The organism is Rhizobium sp. Leaf453, from assembly GCF_001425605.1.
Taxonomy (GTDB): domain Bacteria; phylum Pseudomonadota; class Alphaproteobacteria; order Rhizobiales; family Rhizobiaceae; genus Pararhizobium.
Map to the genome: position 1 here is coordinate 655590 of NZ_LMRG01000012.1, position 26201 is coordinate 681790.

The 26201-nt window shown below is 60.0% G+C and carries 28 protein-coding genes and 1 tRNA gene; 18 read left to right on the forward strand and 11 right to left on the reverse strand.

Translation table 11 applies throughout. From position 1 onward, the window contains the following. Window positions 1–25: 25 nt before the first annotated feature. Window positions 26–1285 carry an alpha/beta hydrolase gene (locus ASG68_RS16655; RefSeq protein ID WP_062582438.1) on the reverse strand — a complete coding sequence of 420 codons (1260 nt, stop codon included), beginning with the start codon at window positions 1283–1285 and terminating at the stop codon, window positions 26–28. Between the two features lie 276 nt (window positions 1286–1561). Between ASG68_RS16655 and ASG68_RS16660 the strand changes: the two genes are divergently transcribed. Together ASG68_RS16660 and ASG68_RS16665 are read left to right on the forward strand one after the other, a co-directional pair. Continuing rightward, entirely contained in the window at window positions 1562–2128 is a 567-nt protein-coding gene (locus ASG68_RS16660) for a dual specificity protein phosphatase family protein (RefSeq protein ID WP_062582259.1), read from the forward strand. Window positions 2129–2224: 96 nt separating this feature from the next. After that, window positions 2225–2515 carry a hypothetical protein gene (locus tag ASG68_RS16665; protein ID WP_062582261.1) on the forward strand — a complete coding sequence of 97 codons (291 nt, stop codon included), beginning with the start codon at window positions 2225–2227 and terminating at the stop codon, window positions 2513–2515. A 107-nt stretch (window positions 2516–2622) separates the two neighbouring features. Here the strand turns inward: ASG68_RS16665 and ASG68_RS16670 are convergent. Next, a tRNA-Ser gene (locus tag ASG68_RS16670) sits at window positions 2623–2712 on the reverse strand. Between the two features lie 287 nt (window positions 2713–2999). On the opposite strand from ASG68_RS16670, the gene ASG68_RS16675 reads away from it, so the two are divergent. The 4 genes from ASG68_RS16675 (at window position 3000) to ASG68_RS16690 (ending at window position 8166) form a co-directional block, all read left to right on the forward strand. Beyond that, window positions 3000–3317 (forward strand): hypothetical protein, encoded by a 318-nt coding sequence (locus ASG68_RS16675; RefSeq protein WP_062582263.1) that lies wholly within the window; start codon window positions 3000–3002, stop codon window positions 3315–3317. Window positions 3318–3598: 281 nt separating this feature from the next. Continuing rightward, window positions 3599–4483, forward strand: coding sequence for a helix-turn-helix domain-containing protein (locus tag ASG68_RS16680; protein WP_062582265.1), 885 nt, complete (start codon window positions 3599–3601; stop codon window positions 4481–4483). Window positions 4484–4664: 181 nt separating this feature from the next. Next, complete coding sequence (locus ASG68_RS16685; protein WP_062603561.1) at window positions 4665–6842, forward strand: TonB-dependent siderophore receptor; 2178 nt, start codon at window positions 4665–4667, stop codon at window positions 6840–6842. Window positions 6843–7173: 331 nt separating this feature from the next. Continuing rightward, window positions 7174–8166: a BMP family lipoprotein gene (locus tag ASG68_RS16690; protein WP_062582269.1), complete on the forward strand. Its 993-nt coding sequence runs from the start codon at window positions 7174–7176 to the stop codon at window positions 8164–8166. Between the two features lie 73 nt (window positions 8167–8239). On the opposite strand, the gene ASG68_RS16695 is transcribed toward ASG68_RS16690, so the two are convergent. Continuing rightward, window positions 8240–8803, reverse strand: coding sequence for a hypothetical protein (locus ASG68_RS16695; protein WP_062582272.1), 564 nt, complete (start codon window positions 8801–8803; stop codon window positions 8240–8242). A gap of 154 nt (window positions 8804–8957) precedes the next feature. After that, window positions 8958–9161, reverse strand: coding sequence for a SlyX family protein (locus ASG68_RS16700; RefSeq protein ID WP_062582274.1), 204 nt, complete (start codon window positions 9159–9161; stop codon window positions 8958–8960). 291 nt (window positions 9162–9452) lie between these two features. On the opposite strand from ASG68_RS16700, the gene ASG68_RS16705 reads away from it, so the two are divergent. The 7 genes from ASG68_RS16705 to deoA all read left to right on the forward strand — a co-directional run bounded on the left by ASG68_RS16705 (window position 9453) and on the right by deoA (window position 16496). After that, on the forward strand, window positions 9453–10988 hold the full coding sequence (locus ASG68_RS16705) for an ABC transporter ATP-binding protein (RefSeq protein ID WP_062582275.1): 1536 nt from the start codon (window positions 9453–9455) through the stop codon (window positions 10986–10988). Continuing rightward, entirely contained in the window at window positions 10985–12118 is a 1134-nt protein-coding gene (locus ASG68_RS16710) for an ABC transporter permease (RefSeq protein WP_062582277.1), read from the forward strand. The genes ASG68_RS16705 and ASG68_RS16710 overlap by 4 nt, the downstream gene beginning before the upstream one ends. Before the next feature lie 3 nt (window positions 12119–12121). Then, complete coding sequence (locus tag ASG68_RS16715) at window positions 12122–13093, forward strand: ABC transporter permease (protein WP_062582279.1); 972 nt, start codon at window positions 12122–12124, stop codon at window positions 13091–13093. Window positions 13094–13095: 2 nt separating this feature from the next. Next, entirely contained in the window at window positions 13096–13488 is a 393-nt protein-coding gene (locus ASG68_RS16720) for a cytidine deaminase (protein WP_112408623.1), read from the forward strand. After that, a complete protein-coding gene (locus ASG68_RS16725; protein ID WP_062582283.1) occupies window positions 13485–14276 on the forward strand; it encodes a purine-nucleoside phosphorylase in 792 nt (263 codons plus the stop codon). The genes ASG68_RS16720 and ASG68_RS16725 overlap by 4 nt, the downstream gene beginning before the upstream one ends. A gap of 133 nt (window positions 14277–14409) precedes the next feature. Then, window positions 14410–15183 (forward strand): deoxyribose-phosphate aldolase, encoded by a 774-nt coding sequence (deoC, locus tag ASG68_RS16730; RefSeq protein ID WP_062582440.1) that lies wholly within the window; start codon window positions 14410–14412, stop codon window positions 15181–15183. Further along, window positions 15183–16496 (forward strand): thymidine phosphorylase, encoded by a 1314-nt coding sequence (gene deoA, locus ASG68_RS16735; protein WP_062582285.1) that lies wholly within the window; start codon window positions 15183–15185, stop codon window positions 16494–16496. The genes deoC and deoA overlap by 1 nt, the downstream gene beginning before the upstream one ends. Here the strand turns inward: deoA and ASG68_RS16740 are convergent. The 7 genes from ASG68_RS16740 to ASG68_RS16770 all read right to left on the reverse strand — a co-directional run bounded on the left by ASG68_RS16740 (window position 16486) and on the right by ASG68_RS16770 (window position 22064). Next, complete coding sequence (locus ASG68_RS16740; protein WP_062582288.1) at window positions 16486–17004, reverse strand: TIGR02281 family clan AA aspartic protease; 519 nt, start codon at window positions 17002–17004, stop codon at window positions 16486–16488. The genes deoA and ASG68_RS16740 overlap by 11 nt on opposite strands. Window positions 17005–17144: 140 nt before the next feature. Then, window positions 17145–17774: a uracil phosphoribosyltransferase gene (gene upp, locus ASG68_RS16745; protein ID WP_062582289.1), complete on the reverse strand. Its 630-nt coding sequence runs from the start codon at window positions 17772–17774 to the stop codon at window positions 17145–17147. A 110-nt stretch (window positions 17775–17884) separates the two neighbouring features. Next, on the reverse strand, window positions 17885–18853 hold the full coding sequence (locus ASG68_RS16750) for an adenosine deaminase (protein ID WP_062582291.1): 969 nt from the start codon (window positions 18851–18853) through the stop codon (window positions 17885–17887). Continuing rightward, window positions 18850–20070 carry a phosphopentomutase gene (locus tag ASG68_RS16755; protein ID WP_062582293.1) on the reverse strand — a complete coding sequence of 407 codons (1221 nt, stop codon included), beginning with the start codon at window positions 20068–20070 and terminating at the stop codon, window positions 18850–18852. Before ASG68_RS16755 ends, ASG68_RS16750 begins: the two co-directional genes overlap by 4 nt. Before the next feature lie 174 nt (window positions 20071–20244). Continuing rightward, the gene (locus ASG68_RS16760; protein WP_156373904.1) at window positions 20245–20838 is read right to left on the reverse strand and encodes a TadE/TadG family type IV pilus assembly protein; all 594 of its coding nucleotides are present in this window, start codon (window positions 20836–20838) and stop codon (window positions 20245–20247) included. Between the two features lie 10 nt (window positions 20839–20848). Next, complete coding sequence (locus ASG68_RS16765; RefSeq protein ID WP_062582295.1) at window positions 20849–21490, reverse strand: TadE/TadG family type IV pilus assembly protein; 642 nt, start codon at window positions 21488–21490, stop codon at window positions 20849–20851. Window positions 21491–21638: 148 nt separating this feature from the next. After that, on the reverse strand, window positions 21639–22064 hold the full coding sequence (locus tag ASG68_RS16770) for a pilus assembly protein N-terminal domain-containing protein (RefSeq protein ID WP_082478505.1): 426 nt from the start codon (window positions 22062–22064) through the stop codon (window positions 21639–21641). A 316-nt stretch (window positions 22065–22380) separates the two neighbouring features. Here ASG68_RS16770 and ASG68_RS16775 point away from each other — a divergent pair, with 316 nt between their 5' ends. The 5 genes from ASG68_RS16775 to ASG68_RS16795 all read left to right on the forward strand — a co-directional run bounded on the left by ASG68_RS16775 (window position 22381) and on the right by ASG68_RS16795 (window position 26144). Further along, window positions 22381–22560, forward strand: coding sequence for a Flp family type IVb pilin (locus tag ASG68_RS16775; protein ID WP_062582297.1), 180 nt, complete (start codon window positions 22381–22383; stop codon window positions 22558–22560). Between the two features lie 187 nt (window positions 22561–22747). Next, the gene (locus ASG68_RS16780; RefSeq protein ID WP_062582297.1) at window positions 22748–22927 is read left to right on the forward strand and encodes a Flp family type IVb pilin; all 180 of its coding nucleotides are present in this window, start codon (window positions 22748–22750) and stop codon (window positions 22925–22927) included. A gap of 170 nt (window positions 22928–23097) precedes the next feature. Beyond that, entirely contained in the window at window positions 23098–23616 is a 519-nt protein-coding gene (locus ASG68_RS16785; RefSeq protein WP_062582299.1) for a prepilin peptidase, read from the forward strand. A 177-nt stretch (window positions 23617–23793) separates the two neighbouring features. After that, the gene (gene cpaB, locus ASG68_RS16790; RefSeq protein WP_062582302.1) at window positions 23794–24609 is read left to right on the forward strand and encodes a Flp pilus assembly protein CpaB; all 816 of its coding nucleotides are present in this window, start codon (window positions 23794–23796) and stop codon (window positions 24607–24609) included. A gap of 20 nt (window positions 24610–24629) precedes the next feature. Further along, window positions 24630–26144, forward strand: a complete 1515-nt coding sequence (locus tag ASG68_RS16795) for a type II and III secretion system protein family protein (protein ID WP_156373902.1) — start codon at window positions 24630–24632, stop codon at window positions 26142–26144. The last annotated feature ends 57 nt before the right edge of the window (window positions 26145–26201 follow it).

Below are 26201 nucleotides of genomic sequence, written 5' to 3' on the forward strand. Positions count from 1 at the left end.
GGGCCAAGCGCCCCGACAAATCGTGTCAGTTTAACAGTGCAGGCTCGGCCTGAAGCGTTCCATCGATATGCTCTGGCTTCTTCTTCGGCGGGGTCTTCAGATTGCCGGAGACAAGATCGACCGGTGCCGCGACTGTGGTGGCAGCAACCTTGCCGACGGTGCCAACTGTTCCGGCAACGATTGCGGTGATGCCGTCGCCAACGCCGATCGTGGAGTCTGTCAGTGTTTGTCCCGTCACAAGCCTCTGACCGATCAATTGCACGATCGCCGGGCTTTCGGCAAATTTGCCGTGGTTGAGGCTGTCTGCCGATTTCACCGTGGTCAGGTCGACGACAGTAATGCCAGCCGCCTCCAGCTTGGTCTTGTAGGGTTCTTCCGCCGGATTAATCTGCCCCAAGCGCTGGACATCGCCCGAAATGTAGCGCGACAGGGCAAGGGCGCGGTCATCCTGCGAGACGAAGATGGTAAAGTTCGGCTTGTGTTCCCCAAGTTCGGTCCATTGGCGAGCAAACACATCGACATCGATATCGGGCGAGGCGAGGATGACGTTTTCGATCTTCTTCGGCAGGCCGCCGTCGCGGATCGCCATCTGGCGGATCGATTCCATCGCCAGCCATGTTCCCATCGAGTGAGCGAGGATGGTGATGTCCTTGATGTTCTTGTCCTCGATCAACGCCTTCAGCGTTCGTTCGAGGGTGGTTCGCGAATAGTTCGTGCTTTCCTTGTCGTAGTTATAGTCAAACACTTTTGCGCGTGATGGCCAGGTGAAAAGGACCGGGGTGACGTCACCGCCTGAATCGTGAACGATCTGCGCAAAGCGGAAAACCGAATCCTCGTAAGTATTGTTAAAGCCGTGGATAAAGACCATCGCATGGCCGCCGCGAGAGTGGCGGCGCACCCATTCGTGCCCGTCAGCCACGGTTGTCAGCGGCTTCACGCGGACAACCGTGAAATCGGTTTGCGGATTGGGTGGCAGTTTCTTCGGCCATTGAACGGTACCCGACGCGCGCGCCGGCGGAATCGAGACCGCAACGTCCGTGATGGACGGCTGTATGCTGCGCTCGCCGGAAAAAAGCGTTGCCGGATCGTCGGACGGCCGCCGGCTGGTCGCCACGAGCATGTCGACAACCGCGCCTCCCTGCGGCTCGGCCGCAAGGGTAACAGGTTGCATGACGCCCTTGATGTGGCCGCCACAGGCGCTCAGCGTCAGGATCAGCGGGATGATGAGCGCCATTCGCCCAAACCGTTTCACGGAACCGAATACTGCAGGCTTCTTATGCGACATGGTCATGATGGCGCTTCCGGCAAAAATACGAGAATTGAAAAATGCTTATTCTGGTGGAGGCAACTCCGCCCATAGTCCGCGGTACACGTCAAGCCCGCACAGCGCAACTCACCGGAACCGAAGTCTTCATCGCACAGCTTCATATTGTATTTTTGACACATTGGCGCGCACGCGAAAATAAAGCGCTTGACCGCTGAGACCGCGACATGATGGCGGTTTCGTTCAGTTCATTGTCAGCGACAGAGCCCAAGACATCCGAAACAAGGATGTCGCACAATGGGCAAGAGACTTTTCAAATGGGGTGGGGCGGTAACCGGTGTGGCTGGCCTCGCAATCGGCGTTTACCTGCTGGGCATGCAGATGACCGGCAATTTCCACGAGGTTTTGCCGGGTGAACTCTACCGCTCCAGCCAGCCGACCGCCGCCGATGTCGCCGACTATGCCAAGCGTTATGGTATCAGGACGATCGTCAACCTGCGCGGCAGCGCGGTCGATGCGCCCTGGTACCGCGAAGAGGTTGCGACGGCCGCCACGCTCGGCATGCGTCATATCGATTTCAGGATGTCGGCGTACCGTGCGCTCACGCTTGACGAGGCGCACCAGTTGATCGCTCTTCTGCGGGACGCTCCAAAACCGATCCTGATCCATTGCAAGTCCGGCGCCGACCGGACCGGTCTCGCCTCGGTCATTTATCTCAACCAGATCGCGGGCAAGAGTGAGGAAACGGCCGAAAGGCAGCTTTCGATCGCCTTTGGTCATCTGGCCATCCCGCTTCTGTCGCCCGCCTATGCCATGGACGAAAATTGGGAAGAACTGGAAAAGATGCTTCCGCGTCTCGGCTGATCCGCCTTCCACGGGAAGGGATCACGCGGACGAAGCTTGCCTTGTGTTAACTTAGCCTGTGTTAACCTGCCGCCAGTTTCTCGTCTGGAGGTCGACATGAGCCGTACGCTGTTCTCTATTTTCGGCGCCCTTGGATTGTCCGTCGCAACATTGTCCGGTTGCACCAGCGATAGTTACGATTACTACGCGGCCGCCCCGGACGGTGTTTATAGTGAGCGGGTCGTCCTCGGACGGAGCGAATATTACGCTGTTCCGAAGGTCGACTATCGTCATCGCAAGATGCCACCGCCCATCTCTTCCGGGCTGGCGGCCCACAGAAGCCCGCGCTGCTTCGAGACCAACTGCTATGTCGGTACGACCTATAGGGAAGATCCCTATTATCGATAGTCTTCCCAGCGACGCTGGGGTAGCGCATCGGCCGCATTTCGGGGATCAGGGAAAGAGAACGCATCCACTGGGGATTAGGTGATCATTGAGCTGGATCAAGAAGAGAATGGCGGACAGAGCGGGATTCGAACCCGCGATACGCTCTCACGTATACACACTTTCCAGGCGTGCGCCTTCAACCACTCGGCCACCTGTCCGTTTTTCAATCGCACCGGCGGTTGGGTCCGGTGGATCAGAGACAAGCGATTGCTTTCTCTTGGCGTCCGCTCGGCTTAACCGATCGGGTGCTCGCCAGCGCAAACCAGCGAACCGCCGCCGTATATACCGATGCGCTCCATGGGATCAACTGGTTTCTGACAGTTTTTTGACTTCTTCCAACATGCTGCCACCAAACCGCACCATTGCCCTTTGCGGGCGACATGCCTATTTCTGGTTGACACCGGTCTGCGGTTGAGACGGCGGACGGCAATGCGGGGAGGGGTAAATGCGTTTCTTGCTGCGATTTGCGAGTTTTCTGTCTCTTGTCCTCGGTGTCCTGGTGGCGTCGGTGGATGCCATCCAGTCTGTCTCGGCATCCCAGCCGGTTCTGACGCCGCTCGCGACGGCCCTGGCCGCCGGCGGCCCGTCGACAACGGCTCTGGTGCAGTCGCTGGAAAGACCGCATGCCGGCATTGCCATGTTCGATCCCCTGATCCGCTGGTCGCTGCAGCAGCCCGCCTTTGCCTTTCTTCTCCTGATCTCTCTGGTGCTCTGGATGGTCGCCTACAGGCGTCCGCCGGTGGCAGGCCGGTTTTCAGCCTGAAGCGTGCCGTATACGCGGTTTGGTCTCGGCGATAAGACCGCGTCCCGTCATTCTTCCTCTACGACCTGCAAATACAGGGGAGGCCTTTTCCGCGCGTATAACATGCAGGCGGAACTTGCCTGCGCCCATTGGGCGAAAATTTCATGGCGAAAAGGTCACAACCGCCGGGAAACGGGCGTTTGCGCTGTGTTTGAGCAATTGCAAAGATTCGGGTTCTGGATTAGTCAAAAACATGACTATTAAAAGCAGGTTTTATCCATGCCTGCAGCCTTGAGACCCCGATGACCTTTCAACCGCGCATGAACAACAGGATTTCCGGCTTCTCCGTCATCGGCGGTCTGAACCGGCGCGAGTGGAATGGTATCGTCGCCGATCTCTGGGATGTCGAATGCGCACCTGCGGCAGGTGGGTTCTATGTTGCCGATGATCCGCGTCTGTTCATCGTCCTCGACGCCAAGGGCGGCGGGCGGCGCAATCTGCGCCTGCGCCAGACGCATCAGCCCGTTGCCGAGGACAGCCGGCGGCAGGTGATTTCCTATATTCCCGCCGGCATGGAGCTCTGGGCGGAAATGGTCGATACAGACTATGTTCGCCATCTCGACCTGCATTTCAACATCGAAACCCTCAGCCGTCGCTTGGGCGAGGACCTCGATCGCGGACAGCTGGACATTCCGCGGCTGATGTTTTCGGAGCCGCGCTTCCTCGCGCTTGCCGAACTGATCGCCGCCGAATGTATCAATCCGCAGCCGCTGCACGATCTCTATGGCGATGGCCTGGCTGTAGCGCTGTTGATCGACGTGATGAAGCTCGCGCCGGTCAAGACCCGCAAGCGCAGCGAGCTGGCGACATGGCAGCTGCGCCGGTCGATCGATTATATCGAGGACAATTGCCTGCGTGGTATCCGGCTGGAGGAGTTGGCTACACTCACCGGCCTGTCGCAATCCTATTTCAGCCATGCCTTCAAGGCCTCCACCGGCCTGCCGCCGCATCAGTGGCAGATGAAAGCGCGCATTGAGCGCGCCAAGCAGTTGATGCTGAACGCCGATCTACCGATGAGCGTGGTGGCTGCCGAGACCGGTTTTGCCGACCAGGCGCATTTCACCCGCGTCTTCCGTAAGATGGTGGGCGCCACGCCGGCCAGCTGGGCAAAAAGCCAGAGGGCTTAGGTTGTCCCATTGTCTGTGTGCGATGCGGAATATGCGCCAGAATCGTTCAATTACCGCAGCCAGAGACAATCCCGCCGCCGCATAGTTGAGATAAATACTCAGCTTATATTCATGACATTGCCGGATTTCGCAGGGCCGACGGGGGCAGGTGCGGTCCGGTATCAGCTGGGGTGACCAATATATGCAGATCAAGGGGACTGGTCTTTATCGCGTGCTGATGGCAAGCGCGGCGATCGCTGTTGTAACATTGCCGCAGGCGGCCATGGCGCAGGATGCGGCGGGTGGAGCCACCCAGTTGGAGCGCCTGACGGTCGAAAGCGGGCAGGACGTAACCGACAAGGATGCTACAGGCCCTGTCGATGGCTATGTAGCCAAGGCCACTGGCACCGGCGCCAAGGCCGCGACGCCGGTTTCCGAGATCCCGCAGTCGGTTTCGGTCATTGGCCGCGAAGAACTCGACGACCGCGGTGTCGTCACCAAGATCGACGAGGCGCTGCGTTACACAGCCGGCGTGTCGACCGAGCCTTTTGGCAGCGATCCGGACACGGACTGGTTCTACATCCGCGGCTTCGACGCGACCCAGACCGGCGTCTTCCTCGATGGCCTCAATCTCTTCTCCTATGGTTTCGGGGGCTTCCAGACGGACGCCTACATGCTGGAGCGCGTTGAAGTGCTGAAGGGGCCGGCCTCCGTTCTCTACGGGGGGTCGAGCCCGGGCGGTATCGTCAACCTGATGCGCAAGCGCCCGCAGGACGAGACCGCCTATTCGACCGAAATCGGCATCAACAATTTCGGCAACGCCTTCTTCGGCTTCGATGCCAATGACAAGTTGAGCGCCGACGGCACCTGGACCTACCGCGTGACCGGCAAGGTCGCGGGCGGCGACAATTATTCGGATTATTCGGAAGACCTGCGCGGTTTCCTGATGCCGCAGGTTACCTATTCGCCGGATGACGCGACATCGCTGACCGTCTACGCCATCGCTTCCTCGCTCGACCAGACCCATGTCGGCAATGGCTTCCTGCCGTATGCCGGTACGGTGACCGATGGACCGTTCGGCGGCAAGATCGACCGTGATTTCTTCTTTGGCGAACCCGATCATGACTTCGGCCGCTATGACCAGGAAATCATTGGCTACGAACTCAGCCATGAATTCGACAATGGCTGGAAAGTCTCGCAGAACCTACGTTTCGCGCACTTGGATAAGCGGGAGGAACTGGTCTATCCATACGCGTATAGCGCCTTTAACCCGAACGAGTTGGCTCGTCTTGGCTTCAAGCACGATACCTCTGTCGACAATTTCTCGGTCGATACCCGTGTTGAAAAGGAGTTCCAGACTGGCGCTCTGGAACACAAGTTCCTGGCAGGACTGGACTACAAGAACTACAAGATCGATCAAACGCAGGCTTCTGCCTTCATCTTTAATGATGATCTGGACATCGACCCCACCAATCCGGAATATGGGAACCCTCTGCCGGCTTACAACACGTATCTCGACGGCATTACCAGATTGAACCAAATTGGCGTTTATGCCCAGGATCAGGTTCGTTTCGGCGATGGCTGGTTGGTGACACTGAACGGTCGCTACGACTATGTGGATATCGACAATGATTCGCGCCTGACGACCGGTTCCTACACGTTCGACGACAGCGCGCTCAGCGGTCGTGCCGGTATTGCCTACGAGTTCGATAACGGCCTGACCCCGTATGTATCGGTCGCGACCTTCTTCAATCCGCTGATCGGCACCTCTTATCTCGGGGGTGGACTGAAGCCGGAAGAGGGCCATCAGATCGAAGGCGGCGTGAAATACGATCCGACGTTCTTCGACGGTTCGTTGACCGCCTCCGTCTACCAGATCGTCAAGAAGAACGTTGCGCTGACGCGTCCTGATTTCCTGCAGGAGCAGCTTGGCGAGGTGACCTCGACCGGCCTCGAACTGGAAGGCAAGGTCAACCTGAATGAAAAGTGGAAGCTGCTGGCGACATATACCTACAATGATCTCGAAATCACCGAAGACCTGAACCCGGCGCTCGTCGGCAATCGCCCGTACCTCATACCGGAACAGCAGGCGTCTCTGTGGGTCGAGTATCTCGTGACGGACGGCCCGATCGAAGGCGTGAGCGTTGGAGGCGGCCTTCGCTACCAGGGCGAATCCTACGCCAACAACACAAATACCCTCACGGTGCCGGATGCCGTGGTTGCCGATGCGGCGATCCGTTACGAAAAGAACGGCTGGGGTGCTGCACTGAACGTCACCAACCTGTTCGACAAGGAATACGTCAAGGGTTGCCAAGGCGAGTTCACCTGCGGCTACGGCGACCAGCGGACGATCACGCTGAAGCTCAGCAAGTCCTGGTAAGCTGTTCCACCCCGATTTCGAAAGGCCGCCGCGCGAAAGCCCGGCGGCCTTTTGTTCTTTTGAGGGGGTGTGTCCCAAGGGTGGCGAGCGTCCCCACTGGCAGCATTTTTGGGCATGCTTTTCCCAAAACACACTGATTTCGCCGCCTTTTTGGGCAATTTACCTTTTTTTACCAATTGAAAAATTTCGGGTGAATTTTGATTTGAGGCATGCAAGGATGCGCCCCAGCCAGACATACCCTTGAAAGGGAGTGGTGGTTCCGCAGACATGCTCCCGCAGAGGAGCTTGCGGGAGGACCCAACAAGATCAATAGCAACAACAGGGCTGCACAATGAAAAAACCCCTCCTCGGTCTCCTTGCTTTCTCGATGATGTCGGCCACGGCGCTCGCCGCCGACATCAAGCCGGCGATCATCTACGATCTCGGCGGCAAGTTCGACAAATCCTTCAACGAAGCGGCCTTTAACGGCGCCGAGAAGTTCAAGACTGAAACCGGTATCGAATATCGCGAGTTCGAAATCGCCAACGATGCGCAGCGCGAACAGGCGCTTCGCCGCTTTGCCGGCGACGGCAACAACCCGATCGTCATGGCCGGCTTTTCCTGGGCTGCTGCCCTCGAAAAGGTTGCCGTCGAATATCCGGACATCAAGTTCGCCATCATCGACATGGTCGTCGACAAGCCGAACGTGAAGTCGGTCGTCTTCAAGGAACAGGAAGGCTCCTACCTCGTCGGCGTTCTCGCCGGCCTCGCTTCGAAGTCCAAGACCGTCAGCTTCATCGGCGGCATGGATATCCCGCTGATCCACAAGTTCGCCTGTGGTTATGTCGGCGGTGCCAAGTCCACCGGCGCTGACGTCAAGGTTCTGGAAGCCTATACGGGCACCACGCCAGACGCCTGGAACGACCCGGTCAAGGGCGGCGAAATCGCCAAGTCGCAGTTCGACCAGGGTTCTGATGTCGTCTATCACGCTGCCGGCGGCACCGGCGTCGGCGTTCTGCAGGCTGCCGCTGATGCGGGCAAGCTCGGCATCGGCGTCGATTCCAACCAGAACGGCATGCAGCCGGGCAAGGTCCTGACCTCGATGCTCAAGCGCGTCGACGTCGCCGTCTACGACGCCTTCACCTCAGCCAAGGACGACAAGTTCGCGTTCGGCATTTCCAACCTCGGCCTCAAGGAAGATGGCGTCGGCTATGCGCTCGACGACAACAACAAGGCCCTGATCACCCCGGAAATGGCTGCCGCCGTCGACAAGGCCAAGGCCGACATCATTGCCGGCACGGTCCAGGTTCACGACTACATGTCGGACGAAGCCTGCCCCTACTGATCGATCGTTATGTGAATAAAAAAAGCCGCCGGTCTCTGCAGATCGGCGGCTTTTTATGCTCGTTGCATGGTGATCAGTCGTTGTTTTCGGCCGACGTCGCCAGCGCCCTTCTGATCTGGTCAATCTTGCCGAAATCATCGCCGACGCCGAGAATATGTTTGGCCCGATCCAGTGTCGCATCTGACACGGTCGTCGTTCCGGCAGCGCTTGCCAATGCATCCCGCAAGGCCTCGTCCGAGAGGGCCGGATCGGATGGAAGCGTATCGGTCCCGTATTTCAGCTCATATTCGGCATAGGCGCGGGCATAGGCAAAGACATCCGAAAAGCGCGGATCGTTTGAGTTGAGGTAGGCATGATAATTGCGGTTCAGCGAGCTGAGCTTTGCTCGTTCCGCGACCTCGGTCTTTTCGGCCTTTCGGGCGATATGGACCTTGTTTTTCCGTTCGCCGGAGCGATCATCACTCTTTGCGGCTCGGGAATGGCCGCTGTTGGACTTGTCGCGTCCGGAATTGCTTCCGTGGCTGCCACCGTTGCCGCCACCATGGTCGCCGTTCTTGGCAGAGGCGCTGCCGATTGGCGCGGTGAGCGAGACGGCGAAAGTGATCAGGACCGAGGTGGCAATGGTCTTGACTGGCATGGTTCTCTCCTGGCTTCACCCGTGCTGGTGCGCGGATATATCATGCCAGTACATTGCGGCAATTAGGCGGCTGCAAGCCTTCCTGGACTAATGCTTGCCGGCACGGGACCAAAGTCTGGTTCAATCGTCATGGGCAGGAAGACGGCAAAAGCCTTCAATAATGCGGCGGCCGCGTGATTGCCGGGACCTCGAGGCTCTGTTCTTCCAGATTGAGGAAGCGTTCGGTCAGCCGGTCGAGCTTGGCGCGGACCTGTTCCACGACCTTCCACTGTTCCGTTAGCTGATCGGACAGTTCCTCGATGGTCTTGGCCTGATGGGCGATGGTCTCTTCGAGCTGGGTAATGCGTGCTTCGCTCATGTCTGTCTCCTGTGGCCAAGCCTGCGTTCGGCGCTCGCGCTGCCCTCCAGTATCACATGGATTGTGGTTGTGCAGGGACATGGCGGCATTTCCGTCTTGTGCTTGTGCAAGCGATGCAAATCCCGCTGGACTCTCTCGAATGAACTGGGAAGAGTAGGTCCGTCTTCGATTTTTGGGCTACCATGCGCGAAATTCGATGCTAAACTTATACCAATTGGTAAAAAAATCGATGCCTGGGCGCCCGTGGTCAACACGGATGAAACCGGGCCGACTTGGGGAACGTGGGTCAATATGAGCGATATTGCCATCGAATTGCGTGGCATCGACAAGAGTTTCGGTCTTGTCCATGCAAACAGGAACATAAACCTGACCGTCCGCAAGGGCACCATCCACGGGATCATCGGTGAGAACGGTGCCGGCAAGTCGACGCTGATGTCGATTCTCTACGGCTTCTACCAGGCCGACAGCGGCGATATCGTCGTCGATGGGAATGTCGTGACGATCAAGGATCCGAATGCGGCGATCGCGCATGGCATCGGCATGGTGCATCAGCATTTCATGCTGGTCGAAAATTTCACCGTGCTCGAAAATGTCATGCTCGGGGCTGAAGACAGCCAGATTCTCAATACCAGCATTTCCAAGGCCCGCGTCGAGCTGAAGCGGCTGGAAAAGGAATATGCGCTGGAGGTCAATCCGGATGCGCTGATCGAGGAGTTGCCCGTCGGCCTGCAGCAGCGCGTCGAAATCCTGAAAGCCCTTTATCGCAAGGCCGATATCCTCATTCTCGACGAGCCGACCGGCGTTCTGACCCCGGCCGAAGCCGATCACCTGTTCCGTATCCTTGGCCAGTTGAAGGACCAGGGCAAGACGATCATCTTCATCACCCACAAGCTGCGCGAAATCATGGCGATCACCGACGAGGTCTCGGTCATGCGCCGCGGCGAGATGGTGGCGACGCGCAAGACCAACGAAACCTCGGTCGAGGAATTGGCCGAACTGATGGTCGGCCGCCGCGTTCTGCTGCGGGTCGACAAGGGCGAGGCCAATCCCGGCGACGTGAAGCTGTCGGTCGAAAACCTGACGGTGCGCGACGGCCGTGGCGTCACCATGGTCGACAATGTCTCCTTCAACCTGCGCGCTGGCGAAATCCTCGGCATTGCGGGCGTGGCGGGCAACGGCCAGTCCGAACTGCTGGAGGCGATCTCCGGCATTCGCAAGGCGGTCAGCGGCTCGGTCCTGCTGAACGGCAAGCCGATCGATGTCACCGGCCACGCCGATCCGCGCGACCTGCGTGATCGTGGCCTCGCGCATGTCCCGGAGGACCGCCACCATGTCGGCCTCGTCTTGAAATTCGAGGAAGCCGAGAACGGTATTCTCGGCTATCACCATGACAAGCGCTACCTGAACGGCGTCTTCTTGAACACCAAGGCGATCCAGGCGGATGCCGAGGAAAAGATCAAGAAATACGATATCAGGCCGCCCAATCCGCGGCTGAAGACGGCCAATTTCTCCGGCGGCAACCAGCAGAAGATCGTGTTGGCGCGCGAGATGGAGCGCGGGCCGGACGTGCTGATCATCGGCCAGCCGACGCGCGGCGTCGATGTTGGCGCCATCGAATTCATCCACAAGCGGATCATCGAGATGCGCGACCAGGGCAAGGCGGTTCTGCTTGTCTCGGTCGAACTCGATGAAATCCGCGCCCTGTCCGATCGTATCATCGTCATGTTCGCCGGCCGCGTCGTCGGCGAGCGGGATCCGGATGCGACCGAAGGGGAACTCGGCCTGCTGATGGCCGGGGTCGAAGGCCGCAAGGAGGCCGCCGAATGAGCAATCCATATGCAAAACTGCCGGCCTGGGCAGAATACGGCCTGATCCCGCTGATCAATCTCGTCGTCGCCTTCCTCGTTGCCGGACTGGTCGTTCTGCTGGTCGGTGAGAACCCGCTGAAGGCGGCCTATCACATGATCAACGGCGCCTTCGGCCGTGGCGAATATATCGGCTTCACGCTTTACTATGCGACGACCTTCATCTTCACCGGCCTTTCGGTCGCCGTCGCCTTCCATGCCGGCCTGTTCAATATCGGCAGCGAAGGCCAGGCCTATATCGGCGGCATTGGCGTGGCACTGGCCTGCCTGTGGCTCGACAAGACCATGCCTTGGTTCATCGTCTTCCCGGTGGCGATCATCGGTTCGGCTGCTTTCGGCGCGCTCTGGGCCTTCCTGCCCGGCTGGCTGCAGGCTAAGCGTGGCAGCCATATCGTCATCACCACCATCATGTTCAATTTCATCGCCTCCAGCATCATGGTCTATCTGCTGACCAAGGTGATGAAGCCGCTCGGCTCGATGGCGACACAGACCCGCACCTTCGAGGCTGGCGGTCAGTTGCCGAAGCTGGATTGGCTGCTCGGCATCTTCGGGCTCAATGTCGGCAATGCGCCGTTCAACGTATCTTTCCTGCTCGCCCTTTTTGCTGCATTCGCCGTCTGGGTTTTGATCTGGCGCACGCGGTTCGGCTTCGAAATGCGCACCATGGGCCATAGCCCGTCGGCAGCGCGCTATGCCGGCATCAGCGAAACCCGCATCACCATCATCGTCATGATGATTTCGGGTGGTCTGGCGGGCCTGATGGCGCTCAACCCGATCATGGGCGAGCAGTTCCGAATGCAGCTCGATTTCGTGCAGGGCGCGGGCTTCGTCGGCATCGCCGTGGCCTTGATGGGCCGGTCGCATCCGGCCGGTATCATTCCGGCGGCGATCCTGTTCGGCATGCTCTATCAGGGCGGCGCGGAAATCGCCTTCGAGATGCCGTCCATCTCGCGCGACATGATCGTCATCATCCAGGGTCTCGTAATCCTGTTTGCAGGCGCGTTGGAAAACATGTTCCGCCCGGCGATCGGGCGTGCCTTTGCGGCGATCGGCAGCCGCTCCTCTGCCGCCGCACAGACACGAGGAGCCTGATCCATGGACCTTTTCCACACCATCATCGCTCTTCTCGAATCCACCATCCGCGTTTCCGTGCCGCTGATCTTCGCGGCGCTTGCCGGTCTCTTCACCGAGCGAGCAGGCGTCTTCGATATCGGGCTTGAGGGCAAGATGCTGGGTGCCGCCTTTGCCGCCGGCGCCGTCGCAGCCGTGTCCGGCTCGGTCATCATCGGGCTGCTCTGCGCCATCCTCATCTCGGTGCTTCTGGCACTGGTCCATGGCTATGCCTCGATCACCCAGCGTGGCAGTCAGATCGTCTCCGGTGTCGCCATCAACTTCGTCGTTGCCGGCTCCACCGTCATTCTCGGCGAAGCCTGGTTCCGCCAGGGCGGCCGTACACCCGCTTTGGCCGGCGACGCGCGTTTCCAGACGATCACCTTCCCCTTCGCCGATGCGGTGAAGGACGTGCCCATCCTCGGGCCGATCTATTCCAATCTGTTGTCCGGCCATTTCGCGCTGACCTATCTGGCCTTCGCCATGGTGCCGATCAGTTGGTGGATCCTCTATCGCACCCGTTTCGGCCTGCGGCTGAGGGCCGTGGGTGAAAACCCCGGCGCCGTCGATACGGCCGGCATTTCGGTCATCTGGCTGCGTTATCGCGCGGTCATCTGCGCCGGTATCCTGTGCGGCTTTGCCGGCGCCTACCTGTCGCTTGCCATGAATGCCGGCTTCGTCAAGGGCATGACGGCGGGCAAGGGCTATATCGCGCTCGCCGCGCTGATCTTCGCCAAGTGGCGGCCGTTCAACATCATGCTGGCCTGTCTGCTGTTCGGCTTCCTCGACGCACTGGCGATCCGCCTGCAGGGCAATCCGCTGCCGCTGATCGGTCAGGTGCCGGTGCAACTGATGCAGGCTCTGCCCTATATTCTGACCGTCGTCTTGCTCGCCGGCTTCATCGGCAAGGCGATCCCGCCCAAGGCCGGCGGCATACCCTATGTGAAGGAGCGTTGATTATGGCAAATGATCTGTTCGAAGCCGCCCGCGAGGCGATGGCCAAGGCGCATGCACCCTATTCCAAGTTTCCGGTCGGTGCCGCCATTCGCGCCGAGGACGGCAAGATTTATACCGGCGCCAATATCGAGAACCTGTCTTTCCCGGAGGGCTGGTGCGCCGAGACGACCGCGATCAGCCATATGGTCATGGCCGGCCAGCGCAAGATCCTCGAAGTCGCTGTTATCGCCGAAAAGCTGGCGCTCTGCCCGCCCTGCGGCGGCTGCCGCCAACGCCTCGCCGAATTTTCCGGCGCCTCGACACAGATCTATCTATGCGATGAGGCCGGCGTGAAAAAGACGCTGTCGCTCTCCGACCTGCTGCCGCATTCCTTCGAAACCGAAATCCTCGGATGACCGCCGCCGCCGACATGCTGAAGGGGAAGCTTGCTGGGCTTTCACCGCGCTACGGGATCGTGCTCGGTTCCGGCCTCGGTTCGCTGGTCGAGGCGGTGGCAAATCCGGTGCGGATTTCCTATGCGGATATTCCGGGTTTTCCCGTCAGCGCCGTCTCCGGCCATGCCGGCGAACTGGTGGGCGGAACGATCGGTGGCGTGCCTGTCATTGTGCTGTCAGGCCGTGTCCACTTCTATGAGCGCGGCGATGCCAATGCCATGCGCGGACCGATCGAGACGCTAAAGGCGCTGGGCGTCGAAACGCTGATTCTGACCAATTCCGCCGGTTCCCTGCGGGAGGACTTGCCGCCGGGTTCGGTGATGCAGATCGCCGACCATATCAATTTCTCCGGTGTCAGCCCGCTGATCGGCGTCGATAGCGACGATCGCTTCGTCGGCCTGACCTCCGCCTATGACGCGGAGCTTGCCGAGCGCATGCGCGCCGCCGCGATCAAGCTCGATATTCCCTTGGGAGCCGGCGTGTACATGTGGTTCTCCGGCCCCAACTTCGAGACGCCAGCGGAAATCCGCATGGCGCGCATTCTCGGCGCCGATGCGGTGGGCATGTCGACCGTGCCGGAGGTCATCCTCGCCCGGTTCTTCGGCCTGAAGGTCGCGGCCGCTTCCGTCATTACCAATTATGGGGCCGGCATGACCGGTGGCGAACTCAGCCATCACGAGACCAAGGACATGGCCCCGATCGGCGGCCGGCGTCTGGCCTCCATCCTGACGCAAATGATCTCCGGATGAAGCTCGATCGGCATTTCATGCCGGCCGTAGCGCGCATGACGGTTTGCGCGGCGCGCTCAAGCGTATAGAACATGCGCTCGTGGCCGCTGCTTCGGTCGTGTAGTGTCATCTCAGAAAATGGACGGAACCCATGATGCTCGAAGCCAACAATCGCCAGATCGCGTCGCTTGCCCTGTCGCTGCTTGACCTGACCGACCTCACCGACAATTGCACGCCGGAAGCCATCGAAAAGCTCTGCGCCCAAGCCCGCACGCCGTTCGGCCACACCGCCGCCATCTGCATCTGGCCGCGCTTTGTCGCCCAGGCACGGGCGATCCTTGGACCGAACAGCGCTGTGAAGATTGCGACTGTCGTGAATTTCCCGTCCGGCGATCTGCCGGTGGAAACGGTCGTCAAGGAAACCCGCCAGGCAATCGCCGATGGCGCCGACGAGATCGATCTGGTCATTCCTTACCGCGCCTTCATGGCCGGTGACGAACAGGCCGTCCGCACCATGATCTCCGCCGTCAAGGCTGAATGCGCAGCACCTGTCCTGCTCAAGATCATCCTCGAAACCGGCGAATTGAAGGACCGCGATCTCATCCGCAGCGCCTCCCACATCGCCATTCAGGAAGGCGCCGATTTCATCAAGACGTCAACCGGCAAAGTCGCCGTCAACGCGACGCTTGAAGCCGCCGACATCATGCTCACCTGCATCCGCGAAAGCGGCCGCAAGGTCGGTTTCAAGCCGGCCGGTGGGGTGCGCACGGTCGGCGATGCCCGGCTTTATCTCAATCTCGCCGCTACCATTCATAGCCCGGACTGGCCGATGCCTTCGACTTTCCGGTTCGGCGCGTCGGGTCTGCTCGGCGATATCCTGTCGGTCTTCGAAGGCCGCGAGCCTGTCGCCGGCGCGGCGGCCTATTGATGATCCCGCAGGAAATCATCCGCAGAAAGCGGGATGGCGCGGCGCTGGACAAGGCGGAAATCGCCGCCTTCATCCGCGGTCTTGCCGACGGATCGATTTCCGAGGGGCAGGTGGCGGCTTTCGCCATGGCCGTCTGGTTTTCCGGCATGAACCTCGATGAAACCGTCGCGCTGACGCTCGCCATGCGCGACAGCGGCGATGTTCTGTCCTGGGCTGATATCGGTCATCCTGTCGCCGACAAGCATTCGACCGGTGGCGTCGGCGATAATGTCTCCCTGATGCTTGCCCCCATCGTGGCTGCCTGCGGCCTTGCCGTGCCGATGATTTCCGGGCGAGGGCTTGGCCATACCGGCGGGACGCTCGACAAGCTGGAATCGATCCCCGGCTATGACATCATGCCGTCGGAGGCATTGTTCCGGCAGACGGTGGCAGAGGCCGGTTGCGCCATCATCGGCCAGACCGCCGAACTCGCCCCCGCTGACCGGCGGCTCTACGCGATCCGCGACGTCACCGCGACGGTCGATTCCGTGCCGCTGATCACCGCGTCGATCCTGTCGAAGAAGCTCGCCGCCGGGCTTCAGTCGCTGGTGCTTGATGTCAAGATCGGCAATGGCGCCTTCATGGTTGGGCTGGACGAAGCCGAGACGCTGGCCCGCTCGCTGGTCGGCGTTGCCAATGGCGCAGGGGTCCGGACCACGGCGCTCATCACCGACATGAACGAGCCCTTGGCGGATGCTGCCGGCAATGCGCTTGAGATCGTCAACTGCATGGCCTTCCTGCGTGGCGAAAAAGCCGGGACGCGGCTGGAAGCCGTGGTCATGTCCTTCGCCGCGGAAATGCTGATGACAGCCGGTGTTGCCGCAAGTCCAACCAAGGCAACCGATCTTGCCAGCCGCGCCCTGCAGAGCGGTGCTGCCCTCGAGCGGTTCGGCCGCATGGTTCATCTCCTGGGCGGCCCCGCCGATTTCGCTGATCATCCGCAAGGCTACCTGCCGAAGGCGGCGGTCATCCTGCCGGTCGAAGCGCCGCGCGATGGCTATCTCTCACGCTGCAACGCCCGCGACATCGGTATGGAAGTGATCGCGCTTGGCGGCGGTCGTACCCGCCCGAACGAACCGATCGATCACAGCGTTGGTTTCAGTGGGTTGAAACCGCTGGGCGCCAAGGTTGGTAAGGGCGAACCTTTCGCTTTCGTCCACGCATCCAACGAGGACAAGGCGTTGGCGTCTCGCGCCCGACTGCTGGAGATTTACGAGGTAGGTGACGCAACCGCCGCCGAGCGTCCCGTGATCGTGTCCCGGATCAGCGAATAAGGCGCAAGGCCCCGCCTTCGACGCTGTAGGACGACAGCTTGCCGAGAAAGCTCATGCCGACCAGCATGCCGGAGAGCGATTTGTCCGGCAGCACCAGTGCGTCCACATCCTTGACCGATATGGTGCCGATCTCCATCCGGTCGAGCGAGACACGCGCCGCCTTCACGGTGCCGTTCGCTGTGCCGACCGGTACGGTGAAGGAGAGTGAACCGGTGGAAATCCCAAGGCGCCTGGCGGCCGAGACATTGATGGCGACGGTGCTTGCTCCGGTATCGACAAGCCCGTTTTCCTTGCGGCCGTTGATGGCGAATGTACCGAAGAAATGTCCGCCTGCGCCTGGTTGCAGCAGCACCCCGCGCCCGCCCGCATATTTCGCTGTGCTCACCGGCTGCGGCTTGGCGTCTGTTTCCTCGGCCATTGGCTGGTCGAGATAGGAAGTGGCAAGCCCCGGCAGCACCATAGCCGCCGCAACCATTCCCCCGGCAAAAACAGCCATTCGTACCAGCATTCGAGCCACACTCCGCGACGTCAGAAACAGCGACGAGCTAAGCATGATCCTGTCTAACAGGATGCAAAAAGCCGCCGGTTTTTATCCGCGGCGGCTTTCCAACTGAAAATCAGGTTAAGAAATCGAAAAAATCCGAAGGATTACTTCGTCCCGTACATCCGGTCACCCGCATCGCCGAGGCCGGGAACGATGTAACCGTGCTCATTGAGATGGCTGTCGATCGAGGCTGTGAAGATTGTAACGTCCGGATGGGCAGCCTGAAAGTTCTTGATGCCTTCCGGCGCTGCCAGAAGGCAGACGAAACGCAGGTTCACCGCACCGCGCTCCTTCAGCTTGTCGATGGCAGCGATCGAGGAATTGCCGGTGGCGAGCATCGGGTCGACGACGATCACGAGGCGTTCGGCCATGCTCTCCGGCGCCTTGAAGTAATATTCGACGGCTTCCAGCGTTTCATGGTCGCGGTAGACACCGACATGCGAGACGCGGGCCGAAGGCACCAGTTCTAGCATGCCCTCGAGCAGGCCGTTGCCGGCGCGCAGGATCGAGGCGAAAACCAGCTTTTTGCCCTCAAGCACCGGCGCCTGGATGGTCTGCATCGGTGTTTCGATGGTCTCTTCCGTCAGTTCGAGATCGCGGGTGACCTCGTAGCAGAGCAGGGTGGAAATCTCACGCAGCAGCCGACGGAAACCAGCCGTCGAGGTCTCCTTCTTGCGCATGATGGTCAGCTTGTGCTGCACCAGCGGATGATTGATGACTGTAACGCCGTCCATGGCCAAGCCCTCCTGCGGAAACCCGAATTTAAACTCTTTTTTTCACGGAAAGGCGCGGGGCCGCAAGGCCTGAGCAGTGCTTTGCCCCGTCATCAACAGCCCACAAGCCCTCAAAACGCAGCGAGCAGCTTCTGGCGGGTCGGCTCGTCCACGAAGGCGGCTTCGATCGCGGTCCGGGTCATGCCGTTAATCTCGGTGTCGGTGAAGCCCATGACCTGTGAGGCGATTTCGTATTCCTGTTTCAGCGAGGTGTGAAAGAAGGGCGGATCGTCGGAATTGAGCGTCACGCGGCAACCGGCCTCATAGAGCGCGCGCAGCGGATGCGAGGCGAAATCCCGAAACACCTGCAGCGAGACATTGGAACCCGGGCAGGTTTCCAGCACCACGCCCTCGTCGGCAATCCGCTTGACGAGATCGGCGTCCTCGATGGCGCGCACGCCGTGGCTGATGCGCGACGGACGCACATGGTCGAGCGCATCGCGCACGCTGAAGGCACCCGCCATCTCGCCAGCATGGATGGTGATGCCGAGGCCGCAATCACGCGCAATATCAAAGGCGCGGGTGAAGTCGGCGACCCGGTGCATCCGTTCCTCGCCGGCAAGATTGAAGCCGGTCACCAGCGGATGCTCTCGCTTGGCCGCATAAAGCGCGGTACGAACGGCCGCTTCCGGCCCCATATGGCGGATGATGGTGATGATCATCCGGCCTTCGATACCGGTCCTGGCCTTCGCCGCCTCGATGCCGGCGGCAAGGCCGCGAATATAGGCGTCGCTGCCGATGCCGATCGTGTTGCCATGGTCGGGGGAAACGATGATTTCGCTATAGATCGTGCCGGCCTCTGCAAGTTCCGTCAGATAAGCCTCGGCCAGCAGCGCATAGTCTTCCTCGGTGCGGAAGAGTTCGGCCACGGCATCATAGCATTTCAGGAAATGGCTGAAATCGGCCGAGACATAGGCACCGTCCTGGATGATGCCGCTGACATCGACATTATATTTGCGGGCCATTTCCAGCGCGAGGGCCGGCGGGGCCGCACCCTCGATGTGGCAGTGCAACTCGGCCTTTTTCAGATATGCGGTCACAGAAAACTTCTCCCATGCAGGCCCGGTTCAAGGCCAAGATGTTTGGCAACGCTCTCACCGATCCCGGCAAAGCCCGGCAGGACGCCAATAGAGCGGGTGCGGACGTTTGGACCGAAAACAAGGATCGGCACGCGCTCGCGCGTATGGTCGGTGCCGCGCCAGGTCGGATCACAGCCGTGGTCGGCAGTCAGGATGACGATATCGCCCGGCTTCAGCTTGCGGTCGAGATCGGGCAGGCGCTGGTCGAAGGCTTCGAGCGCGGCGGCATAGCCGGGCACGTCGCGGCGATGGCCATAGAGCATGTCGAAGTCGACGAAATTGGTGAAGACGAGATCGCCGTCCTCGGCCTCGTCCACGGCCTTCAGCGTCGCGTCGAACAGATCCATGTTGCCGTTCGCCTTGATGACACGACCGATGCCCTGATGGGCAAAGATATCGGCGATTTTGCCGACGGCATGAACGGTGCGACCCGCTTTCGTCAGGCGATCCAGCAATGTCGGTTCGGGCGGCAGGACGGAATAGTCGCGGCGATTTCCGGTTCGGACAAAATCCTTCGGTGTGGTGCCGATAAACGGGCGGGCGATGACGCGGCCGATATTGTAGTCATCCAGCAGGCGGCGCACCGTCTGGCAGAAGCCGAGCAGCCGGTCGAGACCGAAGGAATGCTCATGCGCGGCGATCTGGAAGACGGAATCCGACGAGGTGTAGCAGATCGGCTTGCCGGTCCGCATGTGCTCTTCGCCATAGCGGGCGATGATGTCTGTGCCCGACGCATGGCAATTGCCGAGAATGCCAGGAACTTCGCCCTCGCGGCAGATCGCCTCGACGAGTTCGGGCGGAAACGCGTCACCCTCGGCGGTGAAATAGCCCCAGTCGAACTGCACCGGCGTGCCGGCGATCTCCCAGTGGCCGGACGGTGTGTCCTTGCCGCGCGAGACTTCGCTTGCCGCGCCATAGAGACCGAAGATCCGTTCCGGCAGCGGCATTCCGGCCGGCGTGCGGCCATTGGCCAATTTGGCGGCATGCAATAGCCCGAGCGCAGACATGTTCGGCAGGTTCAGCGGTCCTTCGCGCAAGCCTTCACGGTCGCCGGCACCCGCCGCGCAGAACTCGGCGATATGGCCGAGCGTATCAGCGCCAAGATCGCCGAACTCGGCGGCATCCGGTGCTCCACCGATACCGAAGGAGTCAAGAACGAAGAGAAAGGCACGCGCCATGGATCACCCGAAAGCTGTCAAAAGCGCGGTATCCTGAAGGGAGGCCGCGCCCGACAAAACTGCTATTGCTCGTCTCAGGGCGCTCACCTGCCACCGGGACGAAGGCGCGAAGAAATACCCCGGTGCGGGCCGGATTGCAAATCGCGGACCTCGCTCCCAGGGGCTGGTTTTCGATCAGCAGTCGCTGCAGGTGATCTTGTCGCCGACGCGCTGGCGGAAATAGTAGGTCTTGGAAAGGTTGATCGTCTTCAGCGTATTGTCGGCCAGACCCGGCGCGAACAGCAGGAGATGGTGGGGTACGACCAGTTCAGACCGCACGACGAAGGCATTCACAGCGGAAATATCCGAAGGCAGGGTCACGACGGAGCCGGCCTTGTAGGGTGTGCCACCGGCCTGGTCGCGTGACCACGCGACAGTTCCGACGCCGGCGGCCGTGACGGTAATGCCGGTCATCTTCAGCGTATACGTGTTCATCTCGTAAGGCGCCATGACGCTCTTGGCCACGTCTTTCATGCCGTCCAGGGTCGCCTTGCTGACATCGGTCTGTTGGGTCAGGACGTCGGCGACAGTGCTGGAAGCGCGGGCGACCTTGCGCGAGATGCTGAAGCCCAGCGACACCTCGAACGAGCCGATATAGGCCATGATCAGCAGTGGCGCGATGATCGCGAACTCGATCGCTCCGGTACCTTTCCTGTCGCGCCAGAATCTGCGGAAGGCCTCGGTTTTGTCGGAGAGCACGGCCATGTGGTAGCGGAGGACGTTTTTCATCGCGTGCACCTCAATAGTTTTCGTTGCGGAATGCGGCCGTCGATACCATCAGGTAGTCGTTTGGCATGCTGCTTCCGGCGGGGCGCAGGTTGGTGATATAGGGGCGGACCAGGTCGGTAATCACCTCCCAGCGGTAATAGGCGCGCACGATATTGATCGTGGTCGGGCCGCCGGGTGAGAACTTGAATCCGCTGGTGTCGAGATCGCCGCTGGAGCCGCCCTTGCGTGGGATCGCGACCGGAATTTTCGAGAAATCCGCAAAGCTGCGAACGTCGATGAACAGCCGCGACGGCTTCTTCGCTTCGGTTTCCGAACATTTCATGATGATCGAGATCTCGTTGCAGAAGGCCTTGCGGAACTGCTCTTCGGACATGTCCGTCGCCGGATTGAGACCGAAGGTGATTTCGCCGGTGCGCACCTTGCGCGCCATTGTGTCCGTGGCGTTGGACAGCAGCTGTTCGGCCGTAAATGCCGCGAAGGTTTCCAGCGATGCGAAGAGGACGATGAGGAAAGGCAGGGCCAGGAGGGCGAACTCGATCGTCGATGTGCCCGACTTTTCCTTGCAGAATCGCCGCAACAAGCCACGCCGCACTTTGGGGCGCGTGTCTCCAGTGCAGTCGGTCACAGGATTTTCATTCTGGTTGTTCAACATCCGTCATTCCGCCAAGCCACAACACGATGACGTACATTAGGAAATGACTGTTGATATTTCGTATGCAGGAACCGGGGTAATTTGAACGGACTGATTCACGAAATGGCAACGATTGATCGTTGCCATTACCGTTCAGGGTATGGACGCCCTAGTTGGCGGCGGCCGCCTTCTGTACGGCGTGCGCTTCGCAGGTCGGCGTGCACGACAGCACGGAGCGTGAGGTCTGGCGATAGACGCGCAACGTGTTGCCCTCGTCGATCGAAACCAGGATGCGTTCGTCGACGATCGCATTACCAGCACTGTCCAGGATGACCAGGTTCGTCGTTCCGAATGAACGGCCTGTCAGCACGATGGTCTTGGCATCGGCGACGGTGGCGTCGGCCACGTCGGAATTGCCAATGATGACCTTGCTTACGGGGCGATCGAGCTTCAGGACGCGTGCATGGTCCATATAGACGCGCAACATGTCTTCCGAAGCGCCCGCCGGATTGGCGAAGAGAACGGCGGCCAGCGTCAGGCTTGCGAAGGCAGGCGCCAGCAACCGGGCGCCGATGGCTGTATGGAACATGTTCATGGCCGTGTCCTGATGATGCAGATGATCCAACATGCGCGGTTTTGGTGAATGAAGCGTTAAATCCGCCACCAAATTCCGGGCGGGCATCCCCCGGGCAGACATCCGGCTTCCTGCCGTTGCCAGGCAATACTGATAGATAGAATTTTATACTATCGGTTACTGATATTTTTACCAAGAAACGCGGTGTCGGCCGTTAACATCTCGGTAACTGTTTTCCTTAAGCGGTTTGCAATTCACCGTGTGTAGGTTCGCTCCATCCGATCAACGGAAACAGTTGGCGGTAGTGCTGAACAACAAGTGAAGTAGGAGTATGACCATGACCAAGATTTTCGCACGTTTCATGAAGGACGAATCTGGTGCAACCGCGATCGAATACGGCCTCATCGCCGCGCTCATCTCGGTGGCTCTGATCACTGGTGCAACGACGCTCGGCTCTGCCCTGGACACGCAGTTCCAGGACCTGAGCACGAAGATGACGACTGCCGACAAGTTCTAATTTCCGTAGTCGCTTGAAATGGGGCGCAGCCGGATCGGTTTCCGACCGGATGCGCCCAAGTCCCGCCGATGAGGCGGGCAACAGTACCCGTCGCTGTTTTTCAATAATATCCGCCCGGGACCGGCCACTCATTACAGATGAACGTTGGCGGTTGACTGGAGCGGCAACCAGAACCAGGAGAAATGATATGACCAAGATTTTCGCACGCTTCATGAAGGATGAGTCCGGCGCCACCGCTATCGAGTACGGCCTCATCGCTGCTCTCATCTCCGTCGCACTCATCACCGGTGCAACGACCCTCGGCTCGGCTCTGGACACACAGTTCCAGGACCTGAGCACGAAGATGACGACCGCCGACAAGTTCTGATTTCGGTGTCATTTCGAAAGGGAAACCGCCCGTTTGGGCGGTTTTTCTTTTTCGGGACCAGTTTTAGCAGCAGGATTGGCGTTTCGTTAAATCGAGAGGGGTAACCTCTCTAGCGTCCGCGATCGGCATCGACCGGCCTTGATCGCCTTGTGGACATGCAAATCGGAGGTATGCGAGTGATCGAAGCAGCCATTTTTGTCATTTTTCCGCTGTGCCTGGCGATCGCGGCCTTCTCCGACCTGTTCACCATGACCATCCCCAATCGGGTATCGGCCATTCTGCTCGGCTCTTTTTTCCTGGTCGCGCCGCTCGCCGGCCTAGCGCTTCCTTTGATCGGCATGCATTTACTGGCCGGAGTGATCGTGTTCGCCGGCTGCTTCACGCTGTTTGCGCTCAATGTCATGGGCGGGGGCGACGCCAAGCTCCTGACGGCCAGCGCTGTCTGGTTCGGATTCAACAGTTCGCTGTTCGAGTTCCTGATCTATGTCTCGATCTTTGGCGGTCTGTTGACGATTCTGATTCTCATCATGCGCAAGCAGGAAAATGCAATCCTCGCCTCGGGCATCCCGGTGCCGCCGCTGCTGTTCACCGCCAAGAAGATTCCCTATGGAATCGCCATCGGTCTGGGTGGCTTCATTGCCTATCCCTCGTCGCCCCTGATGCAGGCCGCATTGGCGCAACTGCATTAATTTTTGCGTGCCAGCCTGACCCAAGCGATACGAATGCGGCACGCGTGCCGCATTTTTTATGTGCCTTTGCGGTGCAAATCATTTGTTAACCACGATTGTAAGCAGTCCGTTAACTATAATTACACCAATTCCTGATCAATCTGTTCCAAGCATAGTCTCCGACTGCAGGGAAAGATCATGAAACCGGTGCGCGTTATTATTTTGGCGGTTGCTGTCGTCTCGGCAGGACTGGCCGGATTTTTGGCACTCAAGCTCACCAGTGGCAGGGCGCCGATGACATCGGCCGAGCCCGTCATCGAGCGCGAGCCCACCGTTAACGTGCTGGTCGCCAGCAAGAGCCTGCCGGTCGGATCGCGCCTCGATCCCGATGCAATCCACTGGATGTCCTGGCCAAAGGACGGCGTCGTCGATGGCCTGATCACCGAAGAGCTCCGTCCCAACGCCGTCGCTGACCTCCAGGGTGTCGTCGTTCGCCTGCCGATCTTCAATGGTGAACCGGTACGCGCCGAAAAGATCGCCGATTCGTCGAGCCGGGTCATGTCCGCGCTGCTGCCGGCCGGCAAGCGTGCGGTCGCCACCGAAATTACTGTCGCGACCGGCGCGGGCGGCTTCATCCTGCCGAACGACCGCGTCGACGTGATCATGGTGCGCAAGACGCCGGAAGGCTCCTTCCTGACCGAAACCGTGCTGAGCAACGTCCGCGTTCTCGCGATCGACCAGCAGATCGAGGAAAAAGAAGACGGCAGCAAGTCGGTGGTCGGCACGACCGCGACGCTGGAACTTACCCCGGACCAGACAAAGGTCATGACCGTCGCCCAGCAGATGGCCGAGCGCCTGTCGCTCGCGCTTCGCAGCGTGGCGGATGCACAGGAACCGGATACCGCTGCGGCGGACTACCTGCTGAGCGGAGATGGCCGCCCGGCAATCCAGATCATCAAGTCGGGTTCGATCGTGAAGAGCGAAGAAGGCTCTTCCATGAACGAAGCGCAATAATGTTTGAGCGGGAGCGGAACGTGAACCGGATCGGCAAGAAATTTCGTAGCTCCGTCGCAGGCGGCCTGGCATTTTGCCTCGCCTTCTCCGGCATGCCCGCCCTGACCTCTACCGCGGAAGCGGCGAACACGTCGGTAGTGCGCATCGTCGATAGCGGGCCGGGCGTCAAGAAGACCATCAAGCTGGGGCTGAACAAGGCCGTCGTCGTCGATCTGCCGGCAGACGCCCATGACATCCTGGTCGCCGACCCGACGCTGGCCGACGCGGTCACGCGCACTTCGCGGCGCATCTACCTTTTCGGCAAGACGGTCGGGCAGACGAACATCTTCGTCTTCGGTCCGAACGGCGAGGAAATCGTCAGCCTGGACCTCGAGATCGAACGCGATATCTCCAACCTCGAAGCCAATCTGCGGCGTTTCCTGCCTGATTCCGATATCAAGGTTGAAATCGTTTCGGACAACATCGTGCTGACCGGAACGGTCCGCACACCCCTTGATTCGACCCGCGTCGAAGATCTTGCGAGAGCCTTCCTCAAGGGTGGTGAAGCGACAACCCGCAACATCACGGCCCAGGGTAACAATGGCGATGCGGACATATTCGCCGAAGACCGCCAGGAATCTCAGATCGTCAACCTGTTGAGGATCGATGGCGAAGACCAGGTCATGCTCAAGGTCACCGTTGCGGAAGTGTCGCGACAGGTGCTGAAGCAGCTTGGTTTCAGCGGCTTCATCGGCAGCACCAGCGGCGAAGGGATTTCCTTCCGCAACCCGGCCAACCTCGGCAACGCCGTGAACGCATTCTCGTCGAAGATCACCGCGTCGATCGGCTCCGGCTCTGGTCTGTTCGCGAGCTATTTCAACGCCATGGAGCAGGCGGGTGTCATGCGCACCCTGGCCGAACCCAGCCTGACGGCTATCTCCGGCAAGAAGGCGAGCTTCTCCGTCGGCGGCGAGTATCGCCTGCCGTCTGAGCAGGAAATCGGCGAGGACGGATTGTCACGCACGGTCGAGACCGTCGAATATGGGATCGGACTGGACTTCACGCCGGTCGTGCTCGGTCCCGGCCGCATCGCCCTGGAAATCGCTACCGAAGTTTCCGAGCCGACATTCGAAGGCTCGGTCGTCAATGCGAATGCCATCGATGCCCCCGGCCAGACCTACATGTCGATCCGTCGGCGCAAGGCGGCCACCAGCGTCGAGCTTCCCTCGGGTGGTTCGATCGTGATCGGCGGTCTGGTGCAGGACAATGTCCGTCAGGCACTGTCGGGTCTTCCGGGCGCGCAGAAGATTCCCGTCCTCGGCACGCTCTTCCGCTCGAAGGACTTCATCCGCAACGAAACCGAACTGGTCATCATCGCAACGCCGTATCTGGTCAAGCCGGTGGCGCGCGGAGAACTCTCGCGTCCGGATGACAATTTCAACCCGACCGACGATCTGTCCAGCGCATTCCTCGGTGAGGTCAATCGAATCTACGGCAACCGCCAGGCCGCCCCCGTCGGGCAGTATCATGGCAGTGTCGGCTTCATCTACAAATAGGCGGAACCGGTCATGACAGCGAAGCTCATCCTGAACCGCAATCTGAAAAGGCACTCG